This is a genomic window from Burkholderia sp. Bp9099, assembly GCF_003857805.1.
In the GTDB taxonomy this organism is placed as follows: Bacteria; Pseudomonadota; Gammaproteobacteria; order Burkholderiales; family Burkholderiaceae; genus Burkholderia.
Genome location: NZ_QTPU01000003.1, coordinates 26,651 through 48,338, shown reverse-complemented (window position 1 = coordinate 48,338; position 21,688 = coordinate 26,651). Strand labels below are relative to the sequence as shown.

Below are 21,688 nucleotides of genomic sequence, written 5' to 3'. Positions count from 1 at the left end.
CTGTACGTCCCTGCGGGAATCTCAACCCACATCCTCACTGGCAATTCGCATCTCCCATCTTTCTGGCCCGAACTGGCGCCCATTCCTCAAATGCCCGATCCCACACATCGAACTTGACCTGTTTGGGCGTACCAACGCGGTTCTGATCGATCCACGCGTGACAGGTACCGCAACCAGGAACCGTGAACTCGTTTTTCGCCTTCCTCGCTCCAGCTTTCCCGTGACGCGATTGGTTCGAGTGACACGGCACCACGGTTTCATCGATCGGATTTCTCCTGCAAAGGCCTGGCACGCGCAGGTAACACGGTTCGCCGCGGCAGGCCTCGAGATACTTCAGGCCTTCTGCGACGGTAGGTCGTCTCGGGCGGCGCCTCTTCTTCACCTGCTGCGGCGCCGGTCCCGGCAACGGCGAACTTTTCCGTGACCATGACCCTCGCGACATCGGCTTCGTGCGCGGTTTGAATCCTGAGCGCTTCATGCCGACGCTCGCCCAACATCGACCATCGCGCGAATTGCCGGAATGACAGTGGCAATTCCAACCTCGAATGCGACGTACCGGCGCTTGTCGGCCGGCATCACCTCGCTCGATGCCGGAAACGCCTTGCCCGTGAGATGCAGCTCGTAACCCTTACTGCTGCGCCGCCCGAGCCGGATATACCCGGTCGAAATCAGACGGTTCACTGTCCGCTTCATGCTGTCGGGCGTCGATCGGAGTTGCGATGAAAGCGCACGCAACGTAATGCCGGGATGCTCTACAAGGCGCTCACAGATGCATCGTTGCGTGAAGCTCATCTTCTCGTCGTGCATCAGAATTCCTCCATTTTCCAATCGTCGCCATTCTTTGCACGACCAGCCGTCACTGCGATAAACCGCACCGGGTACTGATCCGCGGCGACCTTCACCTTCACGCGCGCGTCGTCTTGCCAGTGGCCCTTCACCTCGTGCGCTTCGAGCTGGCCGCTCGCGAGCATTACGGCGAAGTCCGGCGTGTAGAACGTGTTGTCGGCGAGTCGGAACTTGATGCCCTCGAATCGGTACCAGACGATCTCACCGGCCTGCTTCCGCGCCTCGAGATGATTCGCGTAGCGCTGTTCGGTCTTGTTCATCTCGCCGGCCTTCAGGCGTCCAAGCGCTTGCATGCGAGTCTTGGCGTCAGACTGGCGGTAAGCCGGCGTTGCCACTGACGCCGCACCGATTCCGTCACTGATGTCGTCGAAAGCCGCGTCGACGTGCGGCCGATTGCCCGTCGCATCGAAGACGGCCTTCTGTGCGGCCGTCACTTTCGGCCGCGAGTCATCGCGCAGTCGTGCCGTGCCGACCGTCGTCGTGCCCACGTCTACGCGCATCGGCCACGTGGTTCGTTTCGTCATGCCGCCACCTGTTGCGCGACGTGATCTCGCGGGATGTCGTTGAAGTAGGCGTACAGGGCTTCGTAGCGTTCTTCGCTCTCCCGGCTGACCGTGCGCAGAAGCTCCTCCATCCATTCGCCCGGCCCTGCCAGCTTGCAAACCTTTGCCTTGAATTGCTCGAAGTACTGGAACTTCGAACGGTCGACGCCAAGCTGCGCTCCGCGAGCCAGATAGCCACTCTCCGATTTCCACCAATCAGCGGGAGCCGCCGGCGTACCACTGGCACCCTGTTGTTGCTCATCCCTCGCTGGGAACAGCCCCGTCCAGCCACGAAGCACTGCCTCCTCGATGCAGGCAACCGGATCGTGGCCGAGCTCGCGAAGCTTGGTCAGGCGGCGGAGCGAAACCTTCGCTGCCGGACGAGTCCACGGAGCTGCCTTGTCTCGTGCCTTCGCTTCACGGTGCTCGCACCAATCGGCCCATGCGTCTGCCGGCAGCCAGTTGGGCAGTTCGATCAAGCGCAGCTCCGCATGCAACGCAACTCGCGGCGCACGCCGCGCGGGTTGATGGTTCTTTGGAGGTTCTTGATGGTTAACTGATGGTTCGGGTGCAAAAGCTTTGCACCCATTTCTGTCGCCGTTTGCACCCATTCCGTCGCAGATTGCACCCATTTCTGCGCCGTCTTGCACCCTTTCTTCCGTCTCATTCGGTGCAATTTCTGCACCCTTTCCGTCGACGGCCAGCGCACTTTTAATGGGTGCAATTTCTGCACCGTTTATCCAGTCAGGATTGATGCGGTACTCTGCCGGGTAGCCGGTGCCATTGCGGCCACCGCGGGCCGGCCGTACGAGCATCAGCCATCCCGATTCCTGCATCCGGCGCAACTGATATTGGACTGCTCGAACCGACTGCCGAGTTTTTTCGGCCATCGTCCCCACGCTCGGGAAGATGTGTGTCCCATCATCGTGGGCGTTATCGGCGAGCTTGAGCGCAAGCAGCATCTCGCCGCCACCCACTGGATAGCGGTCGAACACCATTCCGGACAGCTTCGCGCTCACTCGTCACCTCCCGAATACCAAGAGGCGACGGCACTACCTACGCGCCACCGTGCGTCGAGCAGTACGGCTGAGAATCCTTCACCTTCTTCCACTCGATCGGATTCGCGTACAGCGGCCCCGACACCGTGTTTCGGCACTGAGTCTTTCGAGCAGTATGTCCCGCACATCGGACCCGTCCGTTCAGCTCTACCCACTCGGCATACTCGTCGGGTGAGAGTCCCGAAACTCGAGCCGGGAGATTGATCAGACTCAGGATTGCGTCGGCAATGACTTCGGGCGTCAGCTGCGCGCTCGCGCAGCCATTGGGCCCGGGATACTCGAGCACGAAGCGACAACGGGCCGATTCGTGCGCTTCGATAGCTTTGATGATGGCTTCTCTCGATACCATTACTCGCCTCCGGAGTTTGGGAGAGACAATTTTGCATCAATCGATCCAATGTCATCGTCACGCTCATGCCGTCTCAGCGATCGACATTTGGCGGGGATCGGCACCATCGGCAGCAGCAGCGTCACTCTCCATGCCGAGCACCCACCGCAGGGCTTCAGCACGCGCGCCCTCTGCCTTGTCCAACTCAGCTGCGATTTGCTTGCGGGTTCGCATGCGCGGGACTGCGTCGCCGGTCAGTGCTGCCTTCTGAGCGCGCGCCTTCTCATGCCCTTCCTTGCCCTCTGCGGCGGCGACAACGGCCCGCACCTTCTCGCGCTGTTTCTCCGGCGGCAGCTTCGCGAGCTTTAAGGCGTGCGACACCGTGATCTGGTCGGCTTCGAGCGCATCGCGCACGGCCGCCGTGCAGTCCAGCAGCCGCAGCGACGCCACGACAGTCGGAGGCTCGATGCGAAACTCCGCGGCAATCTGCTCGTCGTCGTAGCCGAGATCACGCAGGCGCTGCATCTTCTCGGCGCGGTTGATCGGGCTGTCGTGTTCGCGATGCTCGTTCGTCGCCACCATCATCCCAGCCAACTCCGCCTGCTTCCCGCGCTTCGGCAGAGCCGGCACCATGATCGGCGGCAGGCCTTCATCCCTGAGCCGGCGGTTCGCCTCGCGCGCGGCAATCACGCGACGTCGACCGTCGACGACGATCACCTCGCCGGTCTCCGGATCCTTGTGGACCAGGATCGTTTCGAGCACGCCTCGATGGCGGATATTGCGCACCATCGCTTCGTCATACGGCAGCAGTGCGCGCCGATCGAACAGCGGATGATTCGGGTCGGTGACGAGCGTCAACGTGTCCGGATCGAAGAAAAGCACGTTGCTCTTACCGGCGGCGCCGTAGGCGTCAATGGAGTTCTTTGCCATTTGTGGATCCTCAGTGACCGCACGGCACGGAGCCGTCGAGAGATTCGGACGCGCCGCACGACAGACACTTGCGCGGATACGTCGGGTGTTGGCTGGCGTCGCGCACTATGCGCTTCACCTCGTCGGCGGGATTCGACTGCGAGAGCGACTGGAGCAAAGCCGCCCGCATACCTTCCGACACGCCGTAGAACTTGATTCGATCTTCCGCTGCTACGCGCCGCAGGTATCCCTCAGTGCTCTGAGGAGCCGTTCGAATATCGGTACTCAATTCTTATCTCCATGTAGGAGTGCTAAACCAAGACAGAAACACTCTCCTTCGAAAACGCTTTTGCCTGGGCCCGTTGCTTACATCACCACCGGCCGCCACACTCCCCGAAGCCTTCCCGCGCGCAGTGGCAGTTCACACCAACCTTGCTCATCGTCGACAACCCATCCAGGTACTCCCGCGAGACAACACGCAACTCGAGCGCATTCAGGCCAGCGTCGATTTTGTTGATCGGAACGCCGAGGTTCCCCGACAGGAATCGGCTCACCTGCGAATCGTCCCAGCCGAGCGCATCCGCCACCGGCCCACGGCTGCGCGGATCGCTCAGCGCTTCCCGGAACGCCCGCTCAATGCTTGGTCTCCGGATGACCTCAATCGTGCTCATAGCAACTCAACTCCGTTCAAAACTGATTGAATGACCTTGAAGGTCGAACTTTCTAAACTTCAAGCATCGAATCTCGATGCAGACAGCAATAAGGTGAGGGTTCCGGCCCTATCTGTAGAATTGGCAGTTCTCACACAACCATTCCGATACGGGGAACCCCCATGGACCTTGACCGCGACTTTCAAAGACAAGTCTTAACCGCACTCGCCGAGATATACCCGCACTTCGGCCATGCCGAACTCGTCGGTGACGTTTCCGAGGAAGTTCGCGCGGCAAATCTCTATTACCTGGCAGAACACGGGCTTATCACTGAGTCCGCACAACTCAATGCCGACACCTCGGTCTCGTACCGCCCCTCGCGCATCACGAAAGACGGAATGGACTTCCTTGCTGAAGATGGCGGCCTGTCAGCGATCCTTGGTGTAGTGACGATCAAGCTTCACGAAGACACCATCAAATCGCTGATCGAGACGAAGATCATGGAATCCGATATACCTGCCGCCGATAAGCCTCGATTCGTTGATGCGCTTCGATCGCTGCCTGCCGACGCCACAAAACACCTAACGATGAAACTACTGGACTTGGCGCTATCTCACGCGCCGGGCGCACTTCACGCAGTACAAACGGCGCTTCACCTCGGTTCGTGAGGGAGCCGGCCAAGCGCTCGAATCTCCCCCAACCAACCTGTGGACCGAGCTCGACCCAGAATTCGGATACCTTCGTTGACGACTCAATGACCACATGTCCGTTTGCGAACAGGATGGCATCGAAAGGAAGATCCATCACGGCGCCTCCTGCCTTCTCGCAACCGTGCTCCGGCCTTGCCGACAGACCAGACGTGCGTACAGGCGCTTCATGCGATCTCCTTTTGTTGAGCAAGCATCGCGTCACGCAGTGCGACATAAGTGCGCAAACTCACCGAGGCCACTTCTCCTCGTGCGATCCGTTGCAGGGTCTTCGAGCTAAGTCCGGTACCTACGGCGATTTGGGTCCAATGCCCGCGCTGCTCACAAAGCCATGATCGGATGGGGGTGAGTTCGTTCATGGCCCAAATAATAGACTTATTTGTCCCAACAAACAAGACACATAAGTCTCGAATAACTCACTACTCTCTGGGACATGAGTGACCTACGCGAAAATTTAAGAATCGCCGTCGATGAGCTTATCGGGGACGGGAGAAAATTTGCCAGTGGGCGAGATCTCGCGCAGCGGGCGCACACCCTCGGCTTGGTTGAAAGCGCTGAGAGTTTTGCCAGAACAGTGAATCGCGTTCGCTCTGGCGACAAAGATGTTCAGCTTTCCACGGTCGACATCATCGCCAAAACTGTCGGGAAAAGCGCGGTTGCCCTTCTCGAGCGCGGCACGGCAGGCTCGGTGCCTCGCCAGCAACCCGCCATGCCCTCATCATCAGAAAACTTGAGCCCTGAAGCGCTGGCTCTCATCGACGTGATCGCGAATGCGGACGCGGCCGGCCTTTCACCCGCGGTGTTCAAATCAATTAAGTCGCTAGTTGCAACCATCGCGTTTTCGGCCCCCACTAGGGGCGACGGGGATCACCCTCATCTGCAACCATAGCCCGGTTCATACCATCCGGTTCAATGGCTCGAATAGGCTCCAGTGCCGCGTCGTAGGCCAACGCGCAGTTGCTGGCAACGATCCTCTTTCTGCTTTTCGTGAGCGTCACACCCGGCTCTCCGAGCAGCGTGACTACCCACTCGGTTTCCGAGTGGGCGGCCTTAACGAGCACGACTCTGCCAATTAGGGCCGGATTCCAAGCCTCCTTGATCCTAGCCAGATCCCCCGGCTTGCATCGCAGCCCTCGCGCCGCACTCCCAGTCGAAACTGCACAATTGCTTTTCAAGATACCCCCTTGGTGCGTTGAACGATCGCGGCCCCGACCTTGACGCCGCGGCCCCGTTTCAGACCAAGTGTGCCCGTCTGCCCCCAGTTAGAAATGACCCCGTATAACCCCGCGCAACCATGCGGCGTTTTGCACGTTCGCGCCGAAAACGCCTTGGCGCACCCCCAAATTTGGTCTGCCTCTTTTGATTCTTGCTCCACCCTAGCCCCCGCTTACCTACTTAGAACACTGTATGCATGTACAGTAGTTTGCCAAGGAAACGGAAAGCTTTCAACCGGGCATCATTTGTAAATACCGGCAGCAGACTACTTATATAATGGCGTGTTCTGCAGCATTGAATTTCGAACTCGCAGACTTGTGACGAGAGAAAAAATGACGGACTCGACGGGGAACCCTCAAGAATCAACGCCGCCGCCCTTCTTGACCGGCGACGATGTTGTGCGATATCTCACTAGTTTCCGCAAGATGGGCTGCCCATGTTGCGGCAATAACGGCTGGACCGTAGATCTCCCACCGCAACCTGGCCTAGTCGCGAGCATCATCGCGTATCCGATGAAGGTCGGTCCACATGGCCCAATCATGGACAACATGCTCTCCGGCGCTCCTTATCCGTTGGTCACGGCTCGATGCGCAAATTGCAGCATGGTTTTTCTGTTCCCGTACACGGTGGTACAACAATGGATCACAGCAAATCCGACGACATGAGTCCGTACGGGAGTTCGATTACCGGCGGAGGTCGACCCACAACCACCGTCGAAGACATGCGACAGAGGTTTACAAACTATCTTGAGGCCCCCCAGAAAGTCGCCAACGGGGTTGCGCAGGGCGAGCCGATAACTAGCGATGTGCGCTACGATACAGAGATGAACACACCATCGCGGGAAGAATTTCAAGCGCGCCTCGAAGCTATTGAGGCTCGAATGGATGCGCGCGTCGCGAAAATTGAAGGACGCATTGACGCGTTCATCGCACAAGCTGAAGAGCGTGACAAGCGCGTCTCTGCCACGATGGAGGAGCGCGACAGACGTATGGAGGAGCGCGACAAGCGCATCGAGATGTTGGCAAGCAGGTCGACTCAGGCGGCGGAAAGCGCGTCCACCCTGAAAGCCAATATGTGGCTTGCAGCGCTGACTGTTGTCATCGCGGTGGTTGGAACGGTGATCGCCGCCTACTTTGCGACACAGTCGTCAAACATTATGATTGAACAGACCGCGATTTCGGCATTTCAGCAGGGCCAGAACACACCGCCCGCCCCACCGAAAAAGTGACCTCTGTCGAACGAGCCCCGCCCATTGCGGGGCTTTTCATTTGACGTCAGCAGCGCGATCTCGTCGTCATCGAGGCGATCCGGTGCTCCGAGAGCCAGCCAGCAAACCCGGCGCACGCAGCATCAGCCCAGGCGGAACCCTTCCCTGAACATTCATTGGCCGGACGACCACAGCCGCGTCGTAGTTGGATCATCCCCCCGGATACAATTTCAATTATTACAAATTTATCCTATCGAGCCACTAATCGGGGGGCCAGTATGAAGAGTAGGTATGCGCTCCCGCGGCCAGGAATTCTCGGCGTACTACGATTCGCATGCCACCAGCGAGGCCCGCGTTCTGCGGGCATTTTTGCGTCCACGCGCCCGCCCCTTCCGCGATTCCAGTAACGAGCAAGACTCTTGAGTCCCACAATAGGACATAAAAGTCTTGACAGTGGGTCTTATATATCTCAAGATTCATCCCAACGCAGCACAGACCGCTGCGCCACCGCCCCAGGCGGATCGCTCTCTAACAATCGAAGGTAAGCCGAGCGTGCTCACGCAAGCGACAGGCCGGCGCGATCTGCGTCGTGAGTCAGGACGGACAAAGCGGAATGCCGCTGCGTGCCGAACGAACCTGATGCAAGACAGCCAGCAACACTTGTCCGATGGCGTCGTAATCGGCACAAACCTCGCGCGGCCCGGAGCCGGCACAGTCGGGAGTAGCCGGGCGCGCGAGTGATGCAGCAGCTTTCAGTGAGGGCGCCTCAAGCCGGCGCGGCGGCTCTAAATAGCCCGTAATTGCATACGGTCTCCTCGTGGTGGAACCGAGGCGCCCTCCCTGAGTGCTGTGCGACTACCCTGATCGAATCGCATTGACCTTCAGTGCCATTCCTTGAGCGCGGTCGGGCCGCCAGAAATCCGGACGGCCTCAATATATTTCGGATAACGAATTATTACGACACTTCTTATCGGCGTTGGTCTTGGCGTTTTCGCCTCTGCTCTACTGGCCGTTGCCGCGTTTGATCTCGGTCAGCGAGCCAGCCGGAAGCGAGAGCACTGACCAACGCAATACGAAGGGGGACGACGATGGATCGCCAACAGAGAGAAACGTCCGACACGCTGTTCGACGCAATCAGCGAGGACGCGCAAATGTGGATGACTCGCGCAGAGCGCCGACAAATGGCGCGCCGTATCGAGTGCTTCGAGATCACCCGCGACGACGCAATCGCCGAGTTGAACCGCATCGGTCGCGACATGGCCTGCCAGCGCGCCTGACCACCCCTCCCGCTACAGGAGAAAGATCATGCTCATCGCAAAACCCGCCTTCGAAGAGCTCGGAACGCTGCTACGCGTCGCTGGCACGCTGATGGAAGACACCGGACTGATGCCGGGCGTCATTCTCGGACAGGACCGAGATCACGGGAGCGACAAAGTGATGATCGGCGCCCAGCGTGATTAAGACGTCGCGCCGACTCGCGCTGCGGAATTGCTCGGCCTGAGACTTGAAGAAATCGCCGATATCGCGCCCTAACCAATCGCTTCCGTTGCAGGAGAAGAATTGGCCGCGAATAGTGACGCATCAGTAAGGCAGGTCGGGATCGACCAGCAACAGTAGGAAAGGACGCGGCGACGTGCATGGTGTTCGAGCACCCGGCACGCCCCGCACCCGCAGTGCACACTGCGAATCCGGCAAGGCCACGTCACCCCTGCAGAGGCGGACGAAGGCTATCACGGATGGACTCAATTGGCCAATAGATGCAACCAACACCAATCATTCCTTGGCTCGGCGGCAAACGCCGCCTTGCCGACAAGCTGATTCCGCTTTTCCCTCCGCACGAATGCTATGTCGAAGCGTTCTGCGGTGGCGCTGCACTCTACTTCCTGCGACCAGTACCGGCCCCCGTCGAGGTCATCAACGACGTCAACGGCGAACTGGTCAACCTCTACCGCGTTGTGCAAAACCATCTGGAGGAGTTCGTTCGTCAGTTCAAGTGGGCGATCAGCAGCCGGCAAGTCTTCAAGTGGCAGCAGATGACGCGACCCGAGACCTTGACCGACATTCAACGGGCTGCCCGTTTTTTCTACCTTCAGCATCACGCGTTTGGCGGGAAGGTCTCAGGGCAGACGTTCGGCACCGCCACGACCGCACCATCGGTCAACCTGCTGCGGATCGAAGAGCAGCTTTCGGCGGCACACCTACGCCTCGCGGGTACGCACGTCGAAAACCTTCCTTGGCGGGAGTGCGTCGAGCGGTATGACCGACCGCATACGTTCATCTACCTCGATCCGCCGTACTGGCAAACAGAGGGATACGGCGTTCCCTTCGGCTTCGAAGAATACGAGGCAATGGCGGCGCTGATGCGCGAAGCGCGCGGCAAGGTCATGGTCTCGATCAACGAACATCCGGACATTCGCCGCGCCTTTGATGGTTTCCACATGCTCGAGCTCGACATTCGCTATTCCGTCGCCAATCGCCACGGCCGGCCGGATACAAGCGGCGAGCTGGTGATCACGAACTGGACGCCTGGGGTAATGGATGGCCTGTTCTAGCCCACCTGCAGCGTTCGAACACGCTTCTTTCCGGCCCGCGACGCACCCGCAGAAACCGACCTCGAATGACTATCCCTTGAGGAACCCACGATGACAGCCGTCACCAAGGAACAGATTTACGACGAGCAGATTTCGCCGCTCATGACGCAGATCATCGCGATCTGCAAGGAACACAAGATTCCGGTTCTCGCGTCGTTCTTCGCGCCCGGCGAAGACGATCCCGAACTCGCGGTCACGACCGCACTGCTTGGTAACGGCTTCGAATCACCGGTCAATTTCAGCAATGCGCTGCGCGTACTTCGGCCTGAACTGTTTGTCGGGACGCCGCTGATGCTTCGACTCGATCACGGCGACGGTAGCAAAACGATGACCGCCATTCTGTAACAGAAGTCAACCACCTGGAGAAAAACATGGCCAGTTTCAAATATGCAATCGGTAGTTCCGCAACGATCGCTGCCAGCGGCGAAAGCGGAGAAGTCGTCGGCCGCGCTGAATACGCTTCCAGCGAAAACAGCTACCTGATTCGCTACCGGTCCGCGGATGGTCGCGCGATGGAGTGCTGGTGGGCCGAAAGCGCGCTCGCGTAACAGGTCGAAAGGATGGGCGACCATGCAACACTGTCGCCCGGTTCTCTGCGCGTACGGCGCGCACTGATGAGAGCAACCAAGAATCTCGAGGGACCAATGAACAGCCTTCAGCCTGTATTACCGCAAAACAAACGTTCGCTTGGGACGCGAGCGCTGAGCGATAACGCCCTGCTCGCTTCCTGCAACGAGCTGCATGGGTATGTCGCCAAGGGAGGCGCGGTCGCAATGGCTTGCGGCGTCGCTATCGGTTGCGTCTGGTTCCTCTGTGTTGCGTATCGTGCGGGGGTTCTCACGTGGCCTTGGTGAAAGTCTGGATCGGCCCAGCTCTCGCGATCTTTGTCTTCCTCAGTATTCAAGCGCTATTGCAACCGCATTCTCCGCGAGTCGAGCGCGCACCGGCCGAGCGACGCACGTAACAACGTGCCTTACGAGTCTCATGCTACAGAGATTACATCGCAAGAAAATAGTATCTCGCTCCGATTTACGATCGATTACATACTAGCTCCGGATTCTCCGCATCACCCGACGGACACTTGCGAACACCACTGACTTAAAGCGCAAGCCAGTCCGGCACACTCAAACCACGCACCGTCATATCGTCTTCGATATCTTTCTTAAGACGCATGATCGAAACGGAGAGGCTTTGGAAGAAATGTGAGTCCTCTTTCCAGTTCACTGGATCGCTGCCAGGCTTATTCATAATGGTCATGAATTCATAAAGTTCCCCGAGCAAATCCGCGACCTTGAAAGCCCGGGCCATGTTTTCCGGGCTGAGCCGATGCGTTGCCAGATCCGCGAGCCCGCGCCGAATATGCTCGAACGCAACGTCATCAAATGTGGGCTGACTGTATTGATTTCTCCGCATTTGCGAACGGAGATTCTGTACGAACTGGAACGCCTGTTGCGCGAGGAGTTGCAACCGCTGAAGATCGCTGTCAGCTGCGTCGGCCGATTCTGCACGACGGGCCTTCGCAGGCAACCAGACTGCGATGAATATGCCAGCAACCGAGCCAACTGCCTGGACCCATGCAGCCCAATCCGATGTTTTAAGGTTTGTCCATGGAACCACGTCGAAGCCTGCCACACCGATCATTGCGGCAGCAACTACGGCAACGTATCGGTAAATCAATTTCTCCATCGCACCCCCGATTGTTTTGGTTCGAATCGTAGCACGACCGCCACACCGCTAAAGCATGCAAATTCGGCTACCCCGATTGCATGCTTTCTCTGGTGTTCGACGTGTACTACACCCTCGCCTCTATCGATTTTTTTTAAAAATCAGACAAACTCAATTGAAATGAGCTCTCTCGCTCTCTCCAACATAATTTTGATCTGGATCTACTGCCACACCAAACAACGAACGATAGTAATCGACATTATTCGCAAGCCACTGGACCGCACTTCTGAATTCAGCCTCGTCCAGTTGAGGATTCGGGGACATCAAGGGTTCGACGAATCCACGAACAACCTCACGCAAAGCAATCAATGCATCTTTCATTCCGACGACCGCATTGACGGCCTTATACGAGCCAAGACTATGAAGAGGGATTTCCGTGAGTGCGCTTATGGCGTCTCCGTAAACCCGTTCCGTATTCTGCCAATAGATGGCAAAGACATCCGCCTTCGCCCCAACAGCCAGCTCCTTTAGATCGCAAGCGCGTTTGGAACCATTTTCCACGATGGCTCGATATGCCTCGTACTGTCGCCGCTGAGCAATTTTGTCCATTTCCATCGCGAGTAGCCGTCCCGCTCTGCCTTGACGCTCAGCAACCCAGTATGCACCGATGATCGCGGCGACCGATCCAATTGCTTGCATCCAACTTGCCATCAACGATGGGTCGTACGGCCTCGTGCCGACCGACGTAGCGCCGGACACCGAGACCAGTATGACAGCAACAATGCCAATCAATATCGAAAGGACCGTCTTCCAGTTTTTCATAGCGTCTTAAATTTGAATTCTCGGCGCAAATCCTAGCACGCGAACTAATCCCCCAAGCCGCGCAAATTCCGTTGCCTCGGATGCGCGGCTTTTTCTTGTGGGCGGCTTGTATAGCGCCCGCTCTTTTCGTTGTTCTTCTGGCAGTAGCACTTTGCGGGTGTCCTTCGTGGCGCCCGCTTCTTTTCTGATTTGAGGATGCGATGACCAAGCGCAGACCGGGATCGACAACGCGGCAGGCGTCGCTTCTGGACGCCTGCCGAGATCGAGAAGTTGAGTCGCGAATACCCGGTCGGCCAGTTCGGCCGGATGAAGATGTCGCATCTCATCGGCGACACGACCGACGAGCTGCTCGCAATGGTGCGCGCGATCGGCGTCAACCCGAAGTGGATCCAGCACGCAGGTACGTGCGACGAGCACTTCGACATCGCAATCAGCAAGCGCGCCGCCGCGATCGCAGCCGGCGCGATACCGATCACCTACCGCGAGTGCGGTGCGATGAACAAACGGCGCCGCGTGACGGGCGCGCTCGGCGCGCCAGGCGACGCTGTCGAATGGCTCGAGCAGTTCATCGCGGCCCGGCGCGAGGCGCGCCCCACCACGCCGGCAGCCGCAGACGGCCGCACGCACGACGAATTCCCACGAGGTGCCGTATGACTCGCCGCCAGCTAGTCCGGGGTCGGGTCGTCGATGAACAGTCGACCGACCACGAAGCCCAGCTCGAATGCTTCGTTCCTCGATGCCGACTCGCCAATGCCGCCAACCTTTCGCAACTGGTCCACACGCGGCCCGACATAAACGTGAAACGGCCAGCTATCGGTACGGATCTCGTATGCAGTGACCACATGAATCAACTGCCCTTTGTGATCGTATTCCATCACCTGACGCGGGCCGGTTTCGATCTGTCGCATGGTTGTCTCCCGTTGCAAGCACGAGGAATCCTAGCATGACCGAACGCCCTATTTTTTTCAGCGGCCCGATGGTGCGCGCCATCCTAGACGGCCGGAAGACACAGACGCGTCGCATCGCCATTCCGAAGCGCAGCTGCATCGACTTCATCGGTGGCGGTCCGAAGGACGATCCGGACTGGAACGACCCTTCATGCTGGGGTTTCGAAGACCCGAACACGGGGTTCTGGTGGACGCTGCGCGGCAACGAAGAGTGCCATCAGCTTCCCTGCCCGCAGGGAAAGCCGGGCGATCGGCTGTGGGTGCGCGAGACGTGGAACTGGGAGAAGAACGCCATCGGATCCAAGCGCGACGAGGACGGCCCATTCGCCTATGCGGCCAGCCCCACGCATGGATCGTCGATCGATGGCAAATGGCACCCGTCCATTCACATGCCGCGTTTTGCCTCGCGCATCACGCTCGAGATCACCGGCGTGCGGGCGGAGCGTCTGCAGAGCATCAGCGATGCTGACGCCGAAGCCGAGGGCGTCGATTTCCTGCGCCACGTGCCGAACGCCGACGAGACGCTGAACGCGCGCGGCCTATTCCGCTGCTTGTGGGACGGCCTGAACGCCACGCGCGGCCACGGCTGGGATGCAAACCCCTGGGTGTGGGTTGTGGAATTCAGGCATATCGGCTGAGCCGCTCTTCCGAAAACTGCTTCGCATACGCGACTGCTTCGGCCTCTGTGTCGAACTCGCCGAGCATCCGGAACGCAACCTCCCGGCTGAATCCCAACTTCGTTACCTCTACCTGGGCGGCGTATTTGCCGTCCTTCGTCTCGCGCGGTTCGCAGTTCATCTCATAACCGCGCATCACAAATTTCGTCTGCATTGGTTCAACGCCTATTTGAGACAGAGGGATCGTAGCATGATCGACTCACCTACTCTGATTGCACCGGCCCCCTACGTCACCGTGGCGCTCGCCGCGGTGATCACCGGCCTGACCGAGAAAGCCATCCGCCGAAAGATCGAGGACGGAAAGTGGCTCGAAGGCCGCGAATACCGGCGCTCGCCTGACGGCGGAATCTTCATTTCCATCAAGGGGTATCAACAATGGGTAGAACAAGCGGCGGCGTAGAAATCCGCGCGGCCTCCATCCGACTAAACTTCACGCTCGAAGGCAAACGGGAGCGGCAAACACTGATGCTGAACGGCAAACCGATGCCGCCCACTCCAGCAAACGTCAAGTACGCCCACCGCCTGATCGCCGAGATCGTCGATCGAATCAGACTCGGAACCTTCAGTTTGGTCGAGTACTTTCCGACCTCTGGAGCACCCAGCACGCTAACTATCGGCGGCTGGCTCGACACCTGGCTCGCCGCCCAGCGAATCGAATCGTCGACGAAAGACGGATACGAGAGCGCCATCCGCTTCTGGAAAGCCGCTGCGTGCGATAAAAATCAGAATCCGCTCGGACCGACTCCCCTCCGCAGATTGAAGTTGAGCCACCTATTGACTGCGATTGCGGGCCGGCCTGACCTGAGCGGCAAAACGGTCAACAATTACGTGTCGGTGATGAGAAAGGCGCTTGACTTGGCCGTGTCCGACAATGTGTTGACCGACAATCCCGCGGCAAATGTGCCTCGTGCGAAACACCAAAAGCCCCCGCCCGATCCGTTTCCCCGCGACGAGTCTGAAAAAATCATCGATGAGGCCGAGCGCGCCTATCCCGGACAGGTCCACAACCTCATCGAATTCTGGTTCTGGACCGGCCTTCGGACGTCGGAGATATTTGGCCTGCAGTGGCTAAATGTGGATTTGCAGAACGGGACCATCCTGGTCGCCGAAGCGCTAGTCCGCGGCGAGCACAAGGATCGAACCAAGACAGCAGTCGCCCGCACGGTTCGCCTGAACAGCCGTGCCCTAGCCGCATTGACACGTCAGCGCTCATTCACCCAGATCGCTGGCGCCGCGATCTTTCATGATCCGCGGTACAGCACCCGATGGGAGGACGAGCGCGCATTCCGGCGAAGCTTCTGGACGCCGATTCTGAAGCGGCTCGGAATTCGATACCGCCGGCCGTACAACATGCGGCATAGCTACGCGACGGCGATGCTGATGGCAGGAATGACCCCAGCCTTTTGTGCGAAACAGCTCGGGCACAGCATCGAGATGTTCCTGACGACGTACGCAAAATGGATGGATGGCGAGCAGAACGCTCTAGAGATGGCGAGGCTCGAATCGACGTTATTGTCCCCGAGTTGTCCCCCGCAAAACAAAACAGGCGCCTAAGCGCCTGTTTTGTTAATGCATTCGGTGGGGTGGCTGATGGGACTCGAACCCACGACAACAGGAATCACAATCCTGGACTCTACCAACTGAGCTACAGCCACCACTGATACTGCTTTGTTTCTTCGCTGTTTCGTTTCGTGTTCAGCAGCGAAGAACAAGATTATACGAAGACTTTTCCGTCTTGCAAAGCATTTTTTTCAAAAATTTCTTCGGCATCGTTCAGATGCGTGCGCGCCTCGTCGAACACGGCCAGATCGCCGCGCGCGAGCTTCTTGTTGTCGGACAGCACACGACGCCAGCCGCGCGCACCCGCGACGCCACGATAGAGCCCGAGAGCATGCCGCACGATCGCGCCGAGATACGTGCCGCGCTTCAGTTCCGCCGCGCAGTATTCGATCAGTTTCGCCTCGGCCTCTTCGCGCGTCGGCACCGCCGCAGTCGACCCGTAGAAGCGCGCATCGACACCCGCGAGCACATACGGGTTGTGATAAGCCTCGCGGCCGAGCATCACGCCGTCCACGTGCTCGAGATGCTGCGCGACTTCGTCGAGCGTCTTGATCCCGCCGTTGATCACGATCTCCAGCGACGGGAAATCGCGCTTCAGCTGATACGCATAGTCGTACTTGAGCGGCGGGATCTCGCGGTTCTCCTTCGGCGAGAGCCCCTTCAGGATCGCATTGCGCGCGTGCACCACGAACGTTTCGCAGCCGGCCTCCGCCACCGTGCCGACGAAGTCCCGCACGAACGCATAATCCTCGACCGCGTCGACACCGATCCGGTGCTTGACCGTGACCGGCACCGACACCGCATCGCGCATCGCCTTCACGCAGTCGGCAACGAGTTGCGGCTCGTTCATCAGGCACGCGCCGAACGCACCGCGCTGCACGCGCTCGGACGGGCAGCCGCAATTCAGGTTGATCTCGTCGTAGCCCCACTGCTCGCCGAGTTTCGCGGCGCGCGCGAGATCGTCCCGTTCGCTGCCGCCCAGTTGCAGCGCGACCGGCGATTCGTTCGGCGTGAACGCGAGATGCCGCTGGGCGTCGCCGAACAGCAGCGCGCCCGTCGTGATCATTTCCGTATACAGCCACGTGTCGCGCGTCAGCGTGCGATGGAACGACCGGCAATGACGGTCGGTCCAGTCGAGCATCGGGGCCACGGAAACGCGGCGGGGAGGAAGCGAGGACGGTACGGACATGGAATTCGGGGCAGCAAGCGGCGCGGGAAACAACCCGACATTTTACCGCAACGCGACCAAGCCGGCCCGGCAGCCTGACTAGACCGGCCCGCCATCGCCCAGTTCGACGTCGACGGCCCGCCGCGCCTCGTCGAGCACGCGCTCGATCACGCGCCGTTCGGTCAGCAGCATCCCGTCGACTTTCACGAGCCGCCAGTCGATCCGCACGGCCGAACCCTGCAGCACGCGGTAGTGCGCATGCTCGCCGTCCCACACCTGCTCGGTCTTCACCTCGATCTCGTAGCCGCGGTACGGCTCGCTGAAATCGCCGAGATCGCTGCCTCTCGGTTCCATCGCTCGCTCCGTGGCGACACGGCGCCAGGCCGCCGCGGCGGCCGGCGCCGTGTGCTCAATCGTATTCGTTGGACAAAACGGATTTGCCATCGGCGGTCAGGTCGACACGGTCGGCCGCCGCCTGGTAGATCAGCCCTTCGTTCAGCAACGCATAGACGACGTCGTCGAACGCGGCAGGGACCGGCCGGCTGTCGCCGAACTGGTCGATCCACTTCAGCGCCACGATGGCTTCGGGAGAAAGGATGGGGGTCATGCGTTGGCCTCCGGCGTCGGTGTCGTTCCATCCTAGCACTTCGTCCTGACGCCGAATACCGAGGCAAACGCTCGACCATGAAACAGGGGCGCCGCGGACGGCCAGACGGCCCGCCCGCGGCGCCCTGCACCGGAAACGCGCTCAAAGGCGCGCGATCGACACCTCGGTGGATTTCACGAGCGCGACGACTTCCGCGCCGACCTTCAGTTCGAGTTCGTCGACCGAGCGCGTCGTGATCACCGACGTGACGATGCCGAACGGCGTCTCGACGTCGACCTCGGACACCACGGGCCCGCGAATGATCTCCTTCACCTTGCCTTTGAACTGGTTACGCACGTTAATTGCAGTGATGCTCATCGGGTTGATCGCTCCGAAGAAAAAAGTCTGAGAACGGGCGGCCGGTGCCGCCCGGATTTAAACGGCCCAGCGAATCTGCCCGACCGGTCGTACGTGCTCCACCTCAGGCACCGCACCCTGCTCGCCCCCGCCCGGCCCGCCGGCGAGTACGCGTTGCAGCACACGGTCTTCCAGCGCCGCGAATGCGGCCGACGCGCGCGCACGCGGCCGGTCGAGCGGAACGGACTGATCGAGGGCGACACGCCCTTGCTCGATCAACAGGATCCGGTCGCCGAGCGCGACGGCTTCCTGCACGTCGTGCGTGACGAGCAGCGCGGTGAACCGATGCTCGCGCCACAAGCGCTCGATCAGCGCATGCATCTCGATGCGGGTCAGCGCGTCGAGCGCACCGAGCGGCTCGTCGAGCAGCAGCAATTGTGGCCGGTGCACGAGCGCGCGGGCGAGCGCGACGCGCTGCCGCTGGCCGCCCGACAGCTGGGCGGGCCAGTCATTCGCGCGCTCGAGCAGCCCGACTTCGTCGAGCACCGCGCGCGCCTGATCGCGTGCCCCGCGGCCCAGGCCCAGCATCACGTTCTGCAGCACGGTCTTCCACGGCAGCAGTCGCGCATCCTGGTACATGATCCGGGTGTCGAGCGTGCCGCCACCCTCGCCGCGCGTCACGAGCGCACCGCTGCTCGGCGCCTCGAGCCCCGCGACGAGACGCAGCAGCGTGGATTTTCCGCAGCCGCTGCGGCCGACGATCGCGACGAAGCTGCCGCGCGCGATGCCGAGTTCGACGTTGTCGAGCACGGTGCGCGTGCCGAAGCGCTTGCTGACGCCCGACAGCGTCACCGCGTCGTCGGCTGCCGGGCTGCCCGCGCGCCGCCGCGCGAGCGGAACGACGGATGCACCGCCGTCCCGATCGACGATCGCCGCATCGCGTGCGTCGTCGTCCGTCACGCGCGCCTGTACCAGTTCGGCCTCGAGGTCTGCGCCGGCGAGCGGGCCGTAGGCGGCCGCCGAAGTCGTCGCATTCATGCCTTTGCTCCTGATTGATAAGCGGGGTGCCAGCGCAGCGTCACGCGCTCGATCCATTTCGCCAGCACATCGGCCAGCTTGCCGAGCACCGCATACAGCAGGATGCCGACCACCACCACATCGGTTTGCAGGAATTCGCGCGCGTTCATCGTCATGTAGCCGATGCCCGATTGCGCGGAGATCGTTTCCGCGACGATCAGCATCACCCACATCAGCCCGAGCGCGAAGCGCACGCCGACGAGAATCGACGGCAATGCGCCGGGCAGGATCACGTCGCGATACAGCGCGAAGCCGCGCACGCCATAGCTCTTCGCCATCTCGATCAGGTTCGCGTCGACCGAGCGGATCCCGTGATACGTGTTGATGTAAACCGGGAAGAACACGCCAAGCGAAACAAGGAACAGCTTCGCCTTCTCGTCGATGCCGAACCACAGGATCACGAGCGGAATCATCGCGAGCGCGGGGATGTTGCGGATCATCTGGATCGTCGAATCGAGCGCGACCTCCGCCGCTTTCGACAGGCCGGTTGCGAGCCCGAGCGCGAGACCCACGCCGCCGCCGATCGCGAAGCCGAACAGCGCGCGCCAGGTACTGACCTTCACGTTCGCCCACATCTCGCCCGACGTCACGAGCGACCACGCGGCACGCACGACCGCCAGCGGCTCAGGCAGCACGCGGGTCGACAGCCAGCCGACGCGCGCGCCGACCTCCCATACGGCCAGCAGCGCGAGCGGCACGAGCCACGGCGCGATGCCGCGCCAGGCGCGGGCGGCCACGGCGGCGCCCGTCGTCGACGTTTTCGTTGTCATTGCAGGCCTCCTTCGTTCAGCTCTGGCTCGCCTTCGGCAGATAGTTGTTGCCGACGATCTCGCCGAACGGCCCTGACAGCGGGCCGGACGGACGCGCCGCGCCCTTGCCCTTGATCAGCGGGAACACGAGCTCGGCGAAGCGGTACGACTCCTCGAGGTGCGGATAGCCGGACAGGATGAACGTCTCGATGCCGAGATCCGCGTATTCGCGCATGCGTTCCGCGACCTGCTCGGGGTTGCCGACGAGCGCGGTACCCGCGCCGCCGCGCACGAGACCGACACCGGCCCACAGGTTCGGATACACCTCGAGCGCCTCGCGGCCGCCGCGCTTGCCACCGTGCAGCGCGGCCATCCGGCGCTGGCCTTCCGAATCCATGTTCGCGAATGCCTGCTGCGCGCGGGCGATCGTCTCGTCGTCGAGACGGCTGATCAGGCGGTCGGCATCGCGCCACGCCTCGTCCTCGGTCTCGCGCACGATCACGTGCAGGCGGATGCCGAACTTGATCTTGCGGCCACGCGCCTCGGCGCGGGCGCGGATGTCTGCGATCTTCTTCGCGACGGCCTCGGGCGGCTCGCCCCAGGTCAGGTAGGTGTCGATGTGATCCGCGGCGATCGCGTGCGCGGCCGGCGACGATCCGCCGAACCACAGCGGCGGATGCGGGCGCTGCACGGGCGGATACAGCGCCTTGCCGCCCTTCGACTGAAGGTGCTTGCCGATGTAGTCGAAGCCGCCGTTATCGTGCGAGGCGGACAGCAGTCCGCGCCAGATGTTCAGGAAGTCGTCGGTGATCTCGTAGCGCGTATCGTGATCCGCGAACAGCCCGTCGCCTTCGAGTTCGGCGGCGTCGCCGCCCGTCACGACGTTGATCAGCAGGCGGCCGCCCGACAGGCGGTCGAACGTCGCGGCCATCCGCGCCGCGAAACCGGGCGATGCGATGCCGGGACGCACGGCGACCAGGAACTTCAGACGCTGCGTCGCCGGAATCAGGCTCGACGCAACGACCCACGCATCCTCGCAGGAACGGCCGGTCGGCAGCAGCACGCCTTCGTAGCCGAGCGTGTCGGCCGCGACGGCGATCTGCTTGAAATAATCGTAATCCGCGGCGCGCGCGCCTTCGGCGGTGCCGAGATAACGGCTGTCGCCGTGCGTGGGAATAAACCAGAAAACATTCATCTGCTGCTCCTGCTTGACTGTCCTTGCCGGAATCTGGATAAAACGAAGCCCTGCTCGCGTCGCGAATCAGCGACGCATGCATGGTGTGCATTCGAATCGGGATGGCTCGCCGGTCAGGCCGTGCCGCGGACGAGTACGCGATTGCACGGCTGTTTCTGGGAAATCAGTCTATGGATCGGTGCAGGGCTTTGGAACGATTTTTTTGAGCTTAGGTTTTCCGCTTTCGTGATTAGCGCGACGCTCCAGCGAATATCGCATCGGCCGGGCCCTATAATGACGCACCTATCCGAACAACTTCGCGCGGACGGCCCCGGCCGGCCGCGCCTGCAATACGCTCACCGATGCAGAAAGTCATCCTGCCGTTCCTGTCCGGCTTCCTGGCCGCCCTCTTCTTTCGCGAAGCGACGCTCGCGCTCCTGCATACGGCCGACCTGATCGCCGCAGCCGGATTCTCCACGCAACCTTTCGCGCCGCTCGGCATTCCTGAATTTGTCGCGAACGCGCTGATCAGCGCGTGCTGCGCGATCCCGATGGCGTGGCTGCTGCGCGTGTCGCCGGAGCGCGAAGCGCCGTGGATCGGCGCGCTGGTGTTCGGCGGCATCGTGCTGACGGCCGCCCGCGTGTTCGCGATCGATCCGCTGCGCGGGATCTGGCCGTCGGGCAACATGATGCCGGTGCTCGCCGCCGGTTTCGCGGCAAACGCGGTGTGGGGTTTCGGTGCGCTGGTGTTCATGCGCGCGTTCATGTCGGACGACGCCGGCGACGAATAACGCACGGCTTGCGGCGAGGCCCCGGCCCTGTCGCCGAGCCGGATCGGCATCCGCAAACGGAA

General features: G+C 60.9%; 32 protein-coding genes and 1 tRNA gene. 13 read left to right on the top strand and 20 right to left on the bottom strand.

The window, feature by feature from the left end:
* Positions 1 to 34 precede the first annotated feature (34 nt).
* From DIE17_RS03850 to DIE17_RS03815, 8 genes are all read right to left on the bottom strand, one after another.
* Positions 35 to 478 (bottom strand): nuclease domain-containing protein, encoded by a 444-nt coding sequence (locus tag DIE17_RS03850; RefSeq protein WP_124920713.1) that lies wholly within the window; start codon positions 476 to 478, stop codon positions 35 to 37.
* Positions 475 to 807, bottom strand: a complete 333-nt coding sequence (locus DIE17_RS03845) for a hypothetical protein (RefSeq protein ID WP_124920712.1) — start codon at positions 805 to 807, stop codon at positions 475 to 477. The genes DIE17_RS03850 and DIE17_RS03845 overlap by 4 nt, the downstream gene beginning before the upstream one ends.
* A complete protein-coding gene (locus DIE17_RS03840) occupies positions 807 to 1,370 on the bottom strand; it encodes a hypothetical protein (RefSeq protein WP_124920711.1) in 564 nt (187 codons plus the stop codon). The genes DIE17_RS03845 and DIE17_RS03840 overlap by 1 nt, the downstream gene beginning before the upstream one ends.
* Positions 1,367 to 2,407 carry a helix-turn-helix domain-containing protein gene (locus DIE17_RS03835; RefSeq protein ID WP_260439199.1) on the bottom strand — a complete coding sequence of 347 codons (1,041 nt, stop codon included), beginning with the start codon at positions 2,405 to 2,407 and terminating at the stop codon, positions 1,367 to 1,369. The genes DIE17_RS03840 and DIE17_RS03835 overlap by 4 nt, the downstream gene beginning before the upstream one ends.
* A gap of 37 nt (positions 2,408 to 2,444) precedes the next feature.
* Complete coding sequence (locus DIE17_RS03830) at positions 2,445 to 2,795, bottom strand: hypothetical protein (protein WP_124920710.1); 351 nt, start codon at positions 2,793 to 2,795, stop codon at positions 2,445 to 2,447.
* Positions 2,796 to 2,858: 63 nt separating this feature from the next.
* Positions 2,859 to 3,704, bottom strand: coding sequence for a ParB N-terminal domain-containing protein (locus tag DIE17_RS03825; RefSeq protein ID WP_124920709.1), 846 nt, complete (start codon positions 3,702 to 3,704; stop codon positions 2,859 to 2,861).
* A 10-nt stretch (positions 3,705 to 3,714) separates the two neighbouring features.
* The gene (locus DIE17_RS03820; protein WP_124920708.1) at positions 3,715 to 3,972 is read right to left on the bottom strand and encodes a hypothetical protein; all 258 of its coding nucleotides are present in this window, start codon (positions 3,970 to 3,972) and stop codon (positions 3,715 to 3,717) included.
* A gap of 82 nt (positions 3,973 to 4,054) precedes the next feature.
* A complete protein-coding gene (locus tag DIE17_RS03815) occupies positions 4,055 to 4,354 on the bottom strand; it encodes a DNA-binding protein (RefSeq protein WP_080405456.1) in 300 nt (99 codons plus the stop codon).
* A gap of 161 nt (positions 4,355 to 4,515) precedes the next feature.
* Here DIE17_RS03815 and DIE17_RS37270 point away from each other — a divergent pair, with 161 nt between their 5' ends.
* The 8 genes from DIE17_RS37270 (at position 4,516) to DIE17_RS37260 (ending at position 10,601) form a co-directional block, all read left to right on the top strand.
* Positions 4,516 to 5,001: a hypothetical protein gene (locus DIE17_RS37270; RefSeq protein WP_185735359.1), complete on the top strand. Its 486-nt coding sequence runs from the start codon at positions 4,516 to 4,518 to the stop codon at positions 4,999 to 5,001.
* 472 nt (positions 5,002 to 5,473) lie between these two features.
* Positions 5,474 to 5,929 carry a hypothetical protein gene (locus DIE17_RS03800; protein ID WP_124920705.1) on the top strand — a complete coding sequence of 152 codons (456 nt, stop codon included), beginning with the start codon at positions 5,474 to 5,476 and terminating at the stop codon, positions 5,927 to 5,929.
* 912 nt (positions 5,930 to 6,841) lie between these two features.
* The gene (locus DIE17_RS37190; RefSeq protein ID WP_148095662.1) at positions 6,842 to 7,483 is read left to right on the top strand and encodes a hypothetical protein; all 642 of its coding nucleotides are present in this window, start codon (positions 6,842 to 6,844) and stop codon (positions 7,481 to 7,483) included.
* A 1,067-nt stretch (positions 7,484 to 8,550) separates the two neighbouring features.
* The gene (locus DIE17_RS03785; protein ID WP_124920702.1) at positions 8,551 to 8,739 is read left to right on the top strand and encodes a hypothetical protein; all 189 of its coding nucleotides are present in this window, start codon (positions 8,551 to 8,553) and stop codon (positions 8,737 to 8,739) included.
* 28 nt (positions 8,740 to 8,767) lie between these two features.
* A complete protein-coding gene (locus tag DIE17_RS37265; protein WP_185735358.1) occupies positions 8,768 to 8,923 on the top strand; it encodes a hypothetical protein in 156 nt (51 codons plus the stop codon).
* Between the two features lie 296 nt (positions 8,924 to 9,219).
* Positions 9,220 to 10,014 carry a DNA adenine methylase gene (locus tag DIE17_RS03780; protein WP_124920701.1) on the top strand — a complete coding sequence of 265 codons (795 nt, stop codon included), beginning with the start codon at positions 9,220 to 9,222 and terminating at the stop codon, positions 10,012 to 10,014.
* Positions 10,015 to 10,104: 90 nt separating this feature from the next.
* Positions 10,105 to 10,398: a hypothetical protein gene (locus DIE17_RS03775; protein WP_124920700.1), complete on the top strand. Its 294-nt coding sequence runs from the start codon at positions 10,105 to 10,107 to the stop codon at positions 10,396 to 10,398.
* 26 nt (positions 10,399 to 10,424) lie between these two features.
* Entirely contained in the window at positions 10,425 to 10,601 is a 177-nt protein-coding gene (locus DIE17_RS37260; protein WP_185735357.1) for a hypothetical protein, read from the top strand.
* Between the two features lie 550 nt (positions 10,602 to 11,151).
* Here the strand turns inward: DIE17_RS37260 and DIE17_RS03765 are convergent.
* Both DIE17_RS03765 and DIE17_RS03760 read right to left on the bottom strand, forming a co-directional pair.
* Positions 11,152 to 11,739: a hypothetical protein gene (locus tag DIE17_RS03765; RefSeq protein ID WP_124920698.1), complete on the bottom strand. Its 588-nt coding sequence runs from the start codon at positions 11,737 to 11,739 to the stop codon at positions 11,152 to 11,154.
* Between the two features lie 150 nt (positions 11,740 to 11,889).
* Positions 11,890 to 12,540 (bottom strand): hypothetical protein, encoded by a 651-nt coding sequence (locus tag DIE17_RS03760; protein ID WP_124920697.1) that lies wholly within the window; start codon positions 12,538 to 12,540, stop codon positions 11,890 to 11,892.
* Positions 12,541 to 12,810: 270 nt separating this feature from the next.
* Here DIE17_RS03760 and DIE17_RS03755 point away from each other — a divergent pair, with 270 nt between their 5' ends.
* A complete protein-coding gene (locus tag DIE17_RS03755; RefSeq protein ID WP_260439198.1) occupies positions 12,811 to 13,194 on the top strand; it encodes a DUF4031 domain-containing protein in 384 nt (127 codons plus the stop codon).
* A gap of 11 nt (positions 13,195 to 13,205) precedes the next feature.
* On the opposite strand, the gene DIE17_RS03750 is transcribed toward DIE17_RS03755, so the two are convergent.
* Positions 13,206 to 13,448, bottom strand: coding sequence for a hypothetical protein (locus tag DIE17_RS03750; protein WP_124920696.1), 243 nt, complete (start codon positions 13,446 to 13,448; stop codon positions 13,206 to 13,208).
* A gap of 35 nt (positions 13,449 to 13,483) precedes the next feature.
* Between DIE17_RS03750 and DIE17_RS03745 the strand changes: the two genes are divergently transcribed.
* A complete protein-coding gene (locus DIE17_RS03745) occupies positions 13,484 to 14,125 on the top strand; it encodes a hypothetical protein (RefSeq protein ID WP_124920695.1) in 642 nt (213 codons plus the stop codon).
* On the opposite strand, the gene DIE17_RS03740 is transcribed toward DIE17_RS03745, so the two are convergent.
* Complete coding sequence (locus DIE17_RS03740) at positions 14,109 to 14,318, bottom strand: hypothetical protein (RefSeq protein WP_124920694.1); 210 nt, start codon at positions 14,316 to 14,318, stop codon at positions 14,109 to 14,111. The genes DIE17_RS03745 and DIE17_RS03740 overlap by 17 nt on opposite strands.
* A gap of 36 nt (positions 14,319 to 14,354) precedes the next feature.
* On the opposite strand from DIE17_RS03740, the gene DIE17_RS03735 reads away from it, so the two are divergent.
* Both DIE17_RS03735 and DIE17_RS03730 read left to right on the top strand, forming a co-directional pair.
* Positions 14,355 to 14,564, top strand: a complete 210-nt coding sequence (locus DIE17_RS03735; protein ID WP_124920693.1) for an excisionase — start codon at positions 14,355 to 14,357, stop codon at positions 14,562 to 14,564.
* Positions 14,540 to 15,718: a site-specific integrase gene (locus tag DIE17_RS03730; protein ID WP_124920692.1), complete on the top strand. Its 1,179-nt coding sequence runs from the start codon at positions 14,540 to 14,542 to the stop codon at positions 15,716 to 15,718. Before DIE17_RS03735 ends, DIE17_RS03730 begins: the two co-directional genes overlap by 25 nt.
* A gap of 25 nt (positions 15,719 to 15,743) precedes the next feature.
* On the opposite strand, the gene DIE17_RS03725 is transcribed toward DIE17_RS03730, so the two are convergent.
* The 8 genes from DIE17_RS03725 to ssuD all read right to left on the bottom strand — a co-directional run bounded on the left by DIE17_RS03725 (position 15,744) and on the right by ssuD (position 20,856).
* A tRNA-His gene (locus DIE17_RS03725) sits at positions 15,744 to 15,819 on the bottom strand.
* 59 nt (positions 15,820 to 15,878) lie between these two features.
* The gene (dusA, locus tag DIE17_RS03720) at positions 15,879 to 16,865 is read right to left on the bottom strand and encodes a tRNA dihydrouridine(20/20a) synthase DusA (protein WP_044845062.1); all 987 of its coding nucleotides are present in this window, start codon (positions 16,863 to 16,865) and stop codon (positions 15,879 to 15,881) included.
* A gap of 126 nt (positions 16,866 to 16,991) precedes the next feature.
* Positions 16,992 to 17,246 carry a hypothetical protein gene (locus tag DIE17_RS03715; RefSeq protein WP_124485687.1) on the bottom strand — a complete coding sequence of 85 codons (255 nt, stop codon included), beginning with the start codon at positions 17,244 to 17,246 and terminating at the stop codon, positions 16,992 to 16,994.
* 55 nt (positions 17,247 to 17,301) lie between these two features.
* Entirely contained in the window at positions 17,302 to 17,499 is a 198-nt protein-coding gene (locus tag DIE17_RS03710; RefSeq protein ID WP_044845064.1) for a hypothetical protein, read from the bottom strand.
* 141 nt (positions 17,500 to 17,640) lie between these two features.
* Entirely contained in the window at positions 17,641 to 17,856 is a 216-nt protein-coding gene (locus tag DIE17_RS03705) for a molybdopterin-binding protein (protein WP_006400187.1), read from the bottom strand.
* 57 nt (positions 17,857 to 17,913) lie between these two features.
* Positions 17,914 to 18,873 (bottom strand): ATP-binding cassette domain-containing protein, encoded by a 960-nt coding sequence (locus DIE17_RS03700; protein ID WP_124522225.1) that lies wholly within the window; start codon positions 18,871 to 18,873, stop codon positions 17,914 to 17,916.
* On the bottom strand, positions 18,870 to 19,682 hold the full coding sequence (gene ssuC, locus DIE17_RS03695) for an aliphatic sulfonate ABC transporter permease SsuC (protein WP_124522233.1): 813 nt from the start codon (positions 19,680 to 19,682) through the stop codon (positions 18,870 to 18,872). Before ssuC ends, DIE17_RS03700 begins: the two co-directional genes overlap by 4 nt.
* A 16-nt stretch (positions 19,683 to 19,698) precedes the next feature.
* Entirely contained in the window at positions 19,699 to 20,856 is a 1,158-nt protein-coding gene (ssuD, locus tag DIE17_RS03690; RefSeq protein WP_124522235.1) for an FMNH2-dependent alkanesulfonate monooxygenase, read from the bottom strand.
* A 341-nt stretch (positions 20,857 to 21,197) separates the two neighbouring features.
* Here ssuD and DIE17_RS03685 point away from each other — a divergent pair, with 341 nt between their 5' ends.
* Positions 21,198 to 21,626: a hypothetical protein gene (locus tag DIE17_RS03685; protein WP_044845068.1), complete on the top strand. Its 429-nt coding sequence runs from the start codon at positions 21,198 to 21,200 to the stop codon at positions 21,624 to 21,626.
* The last annotated feature ends 62 nt before the right edge of the window (positions 21,627 to 21,688 follow it).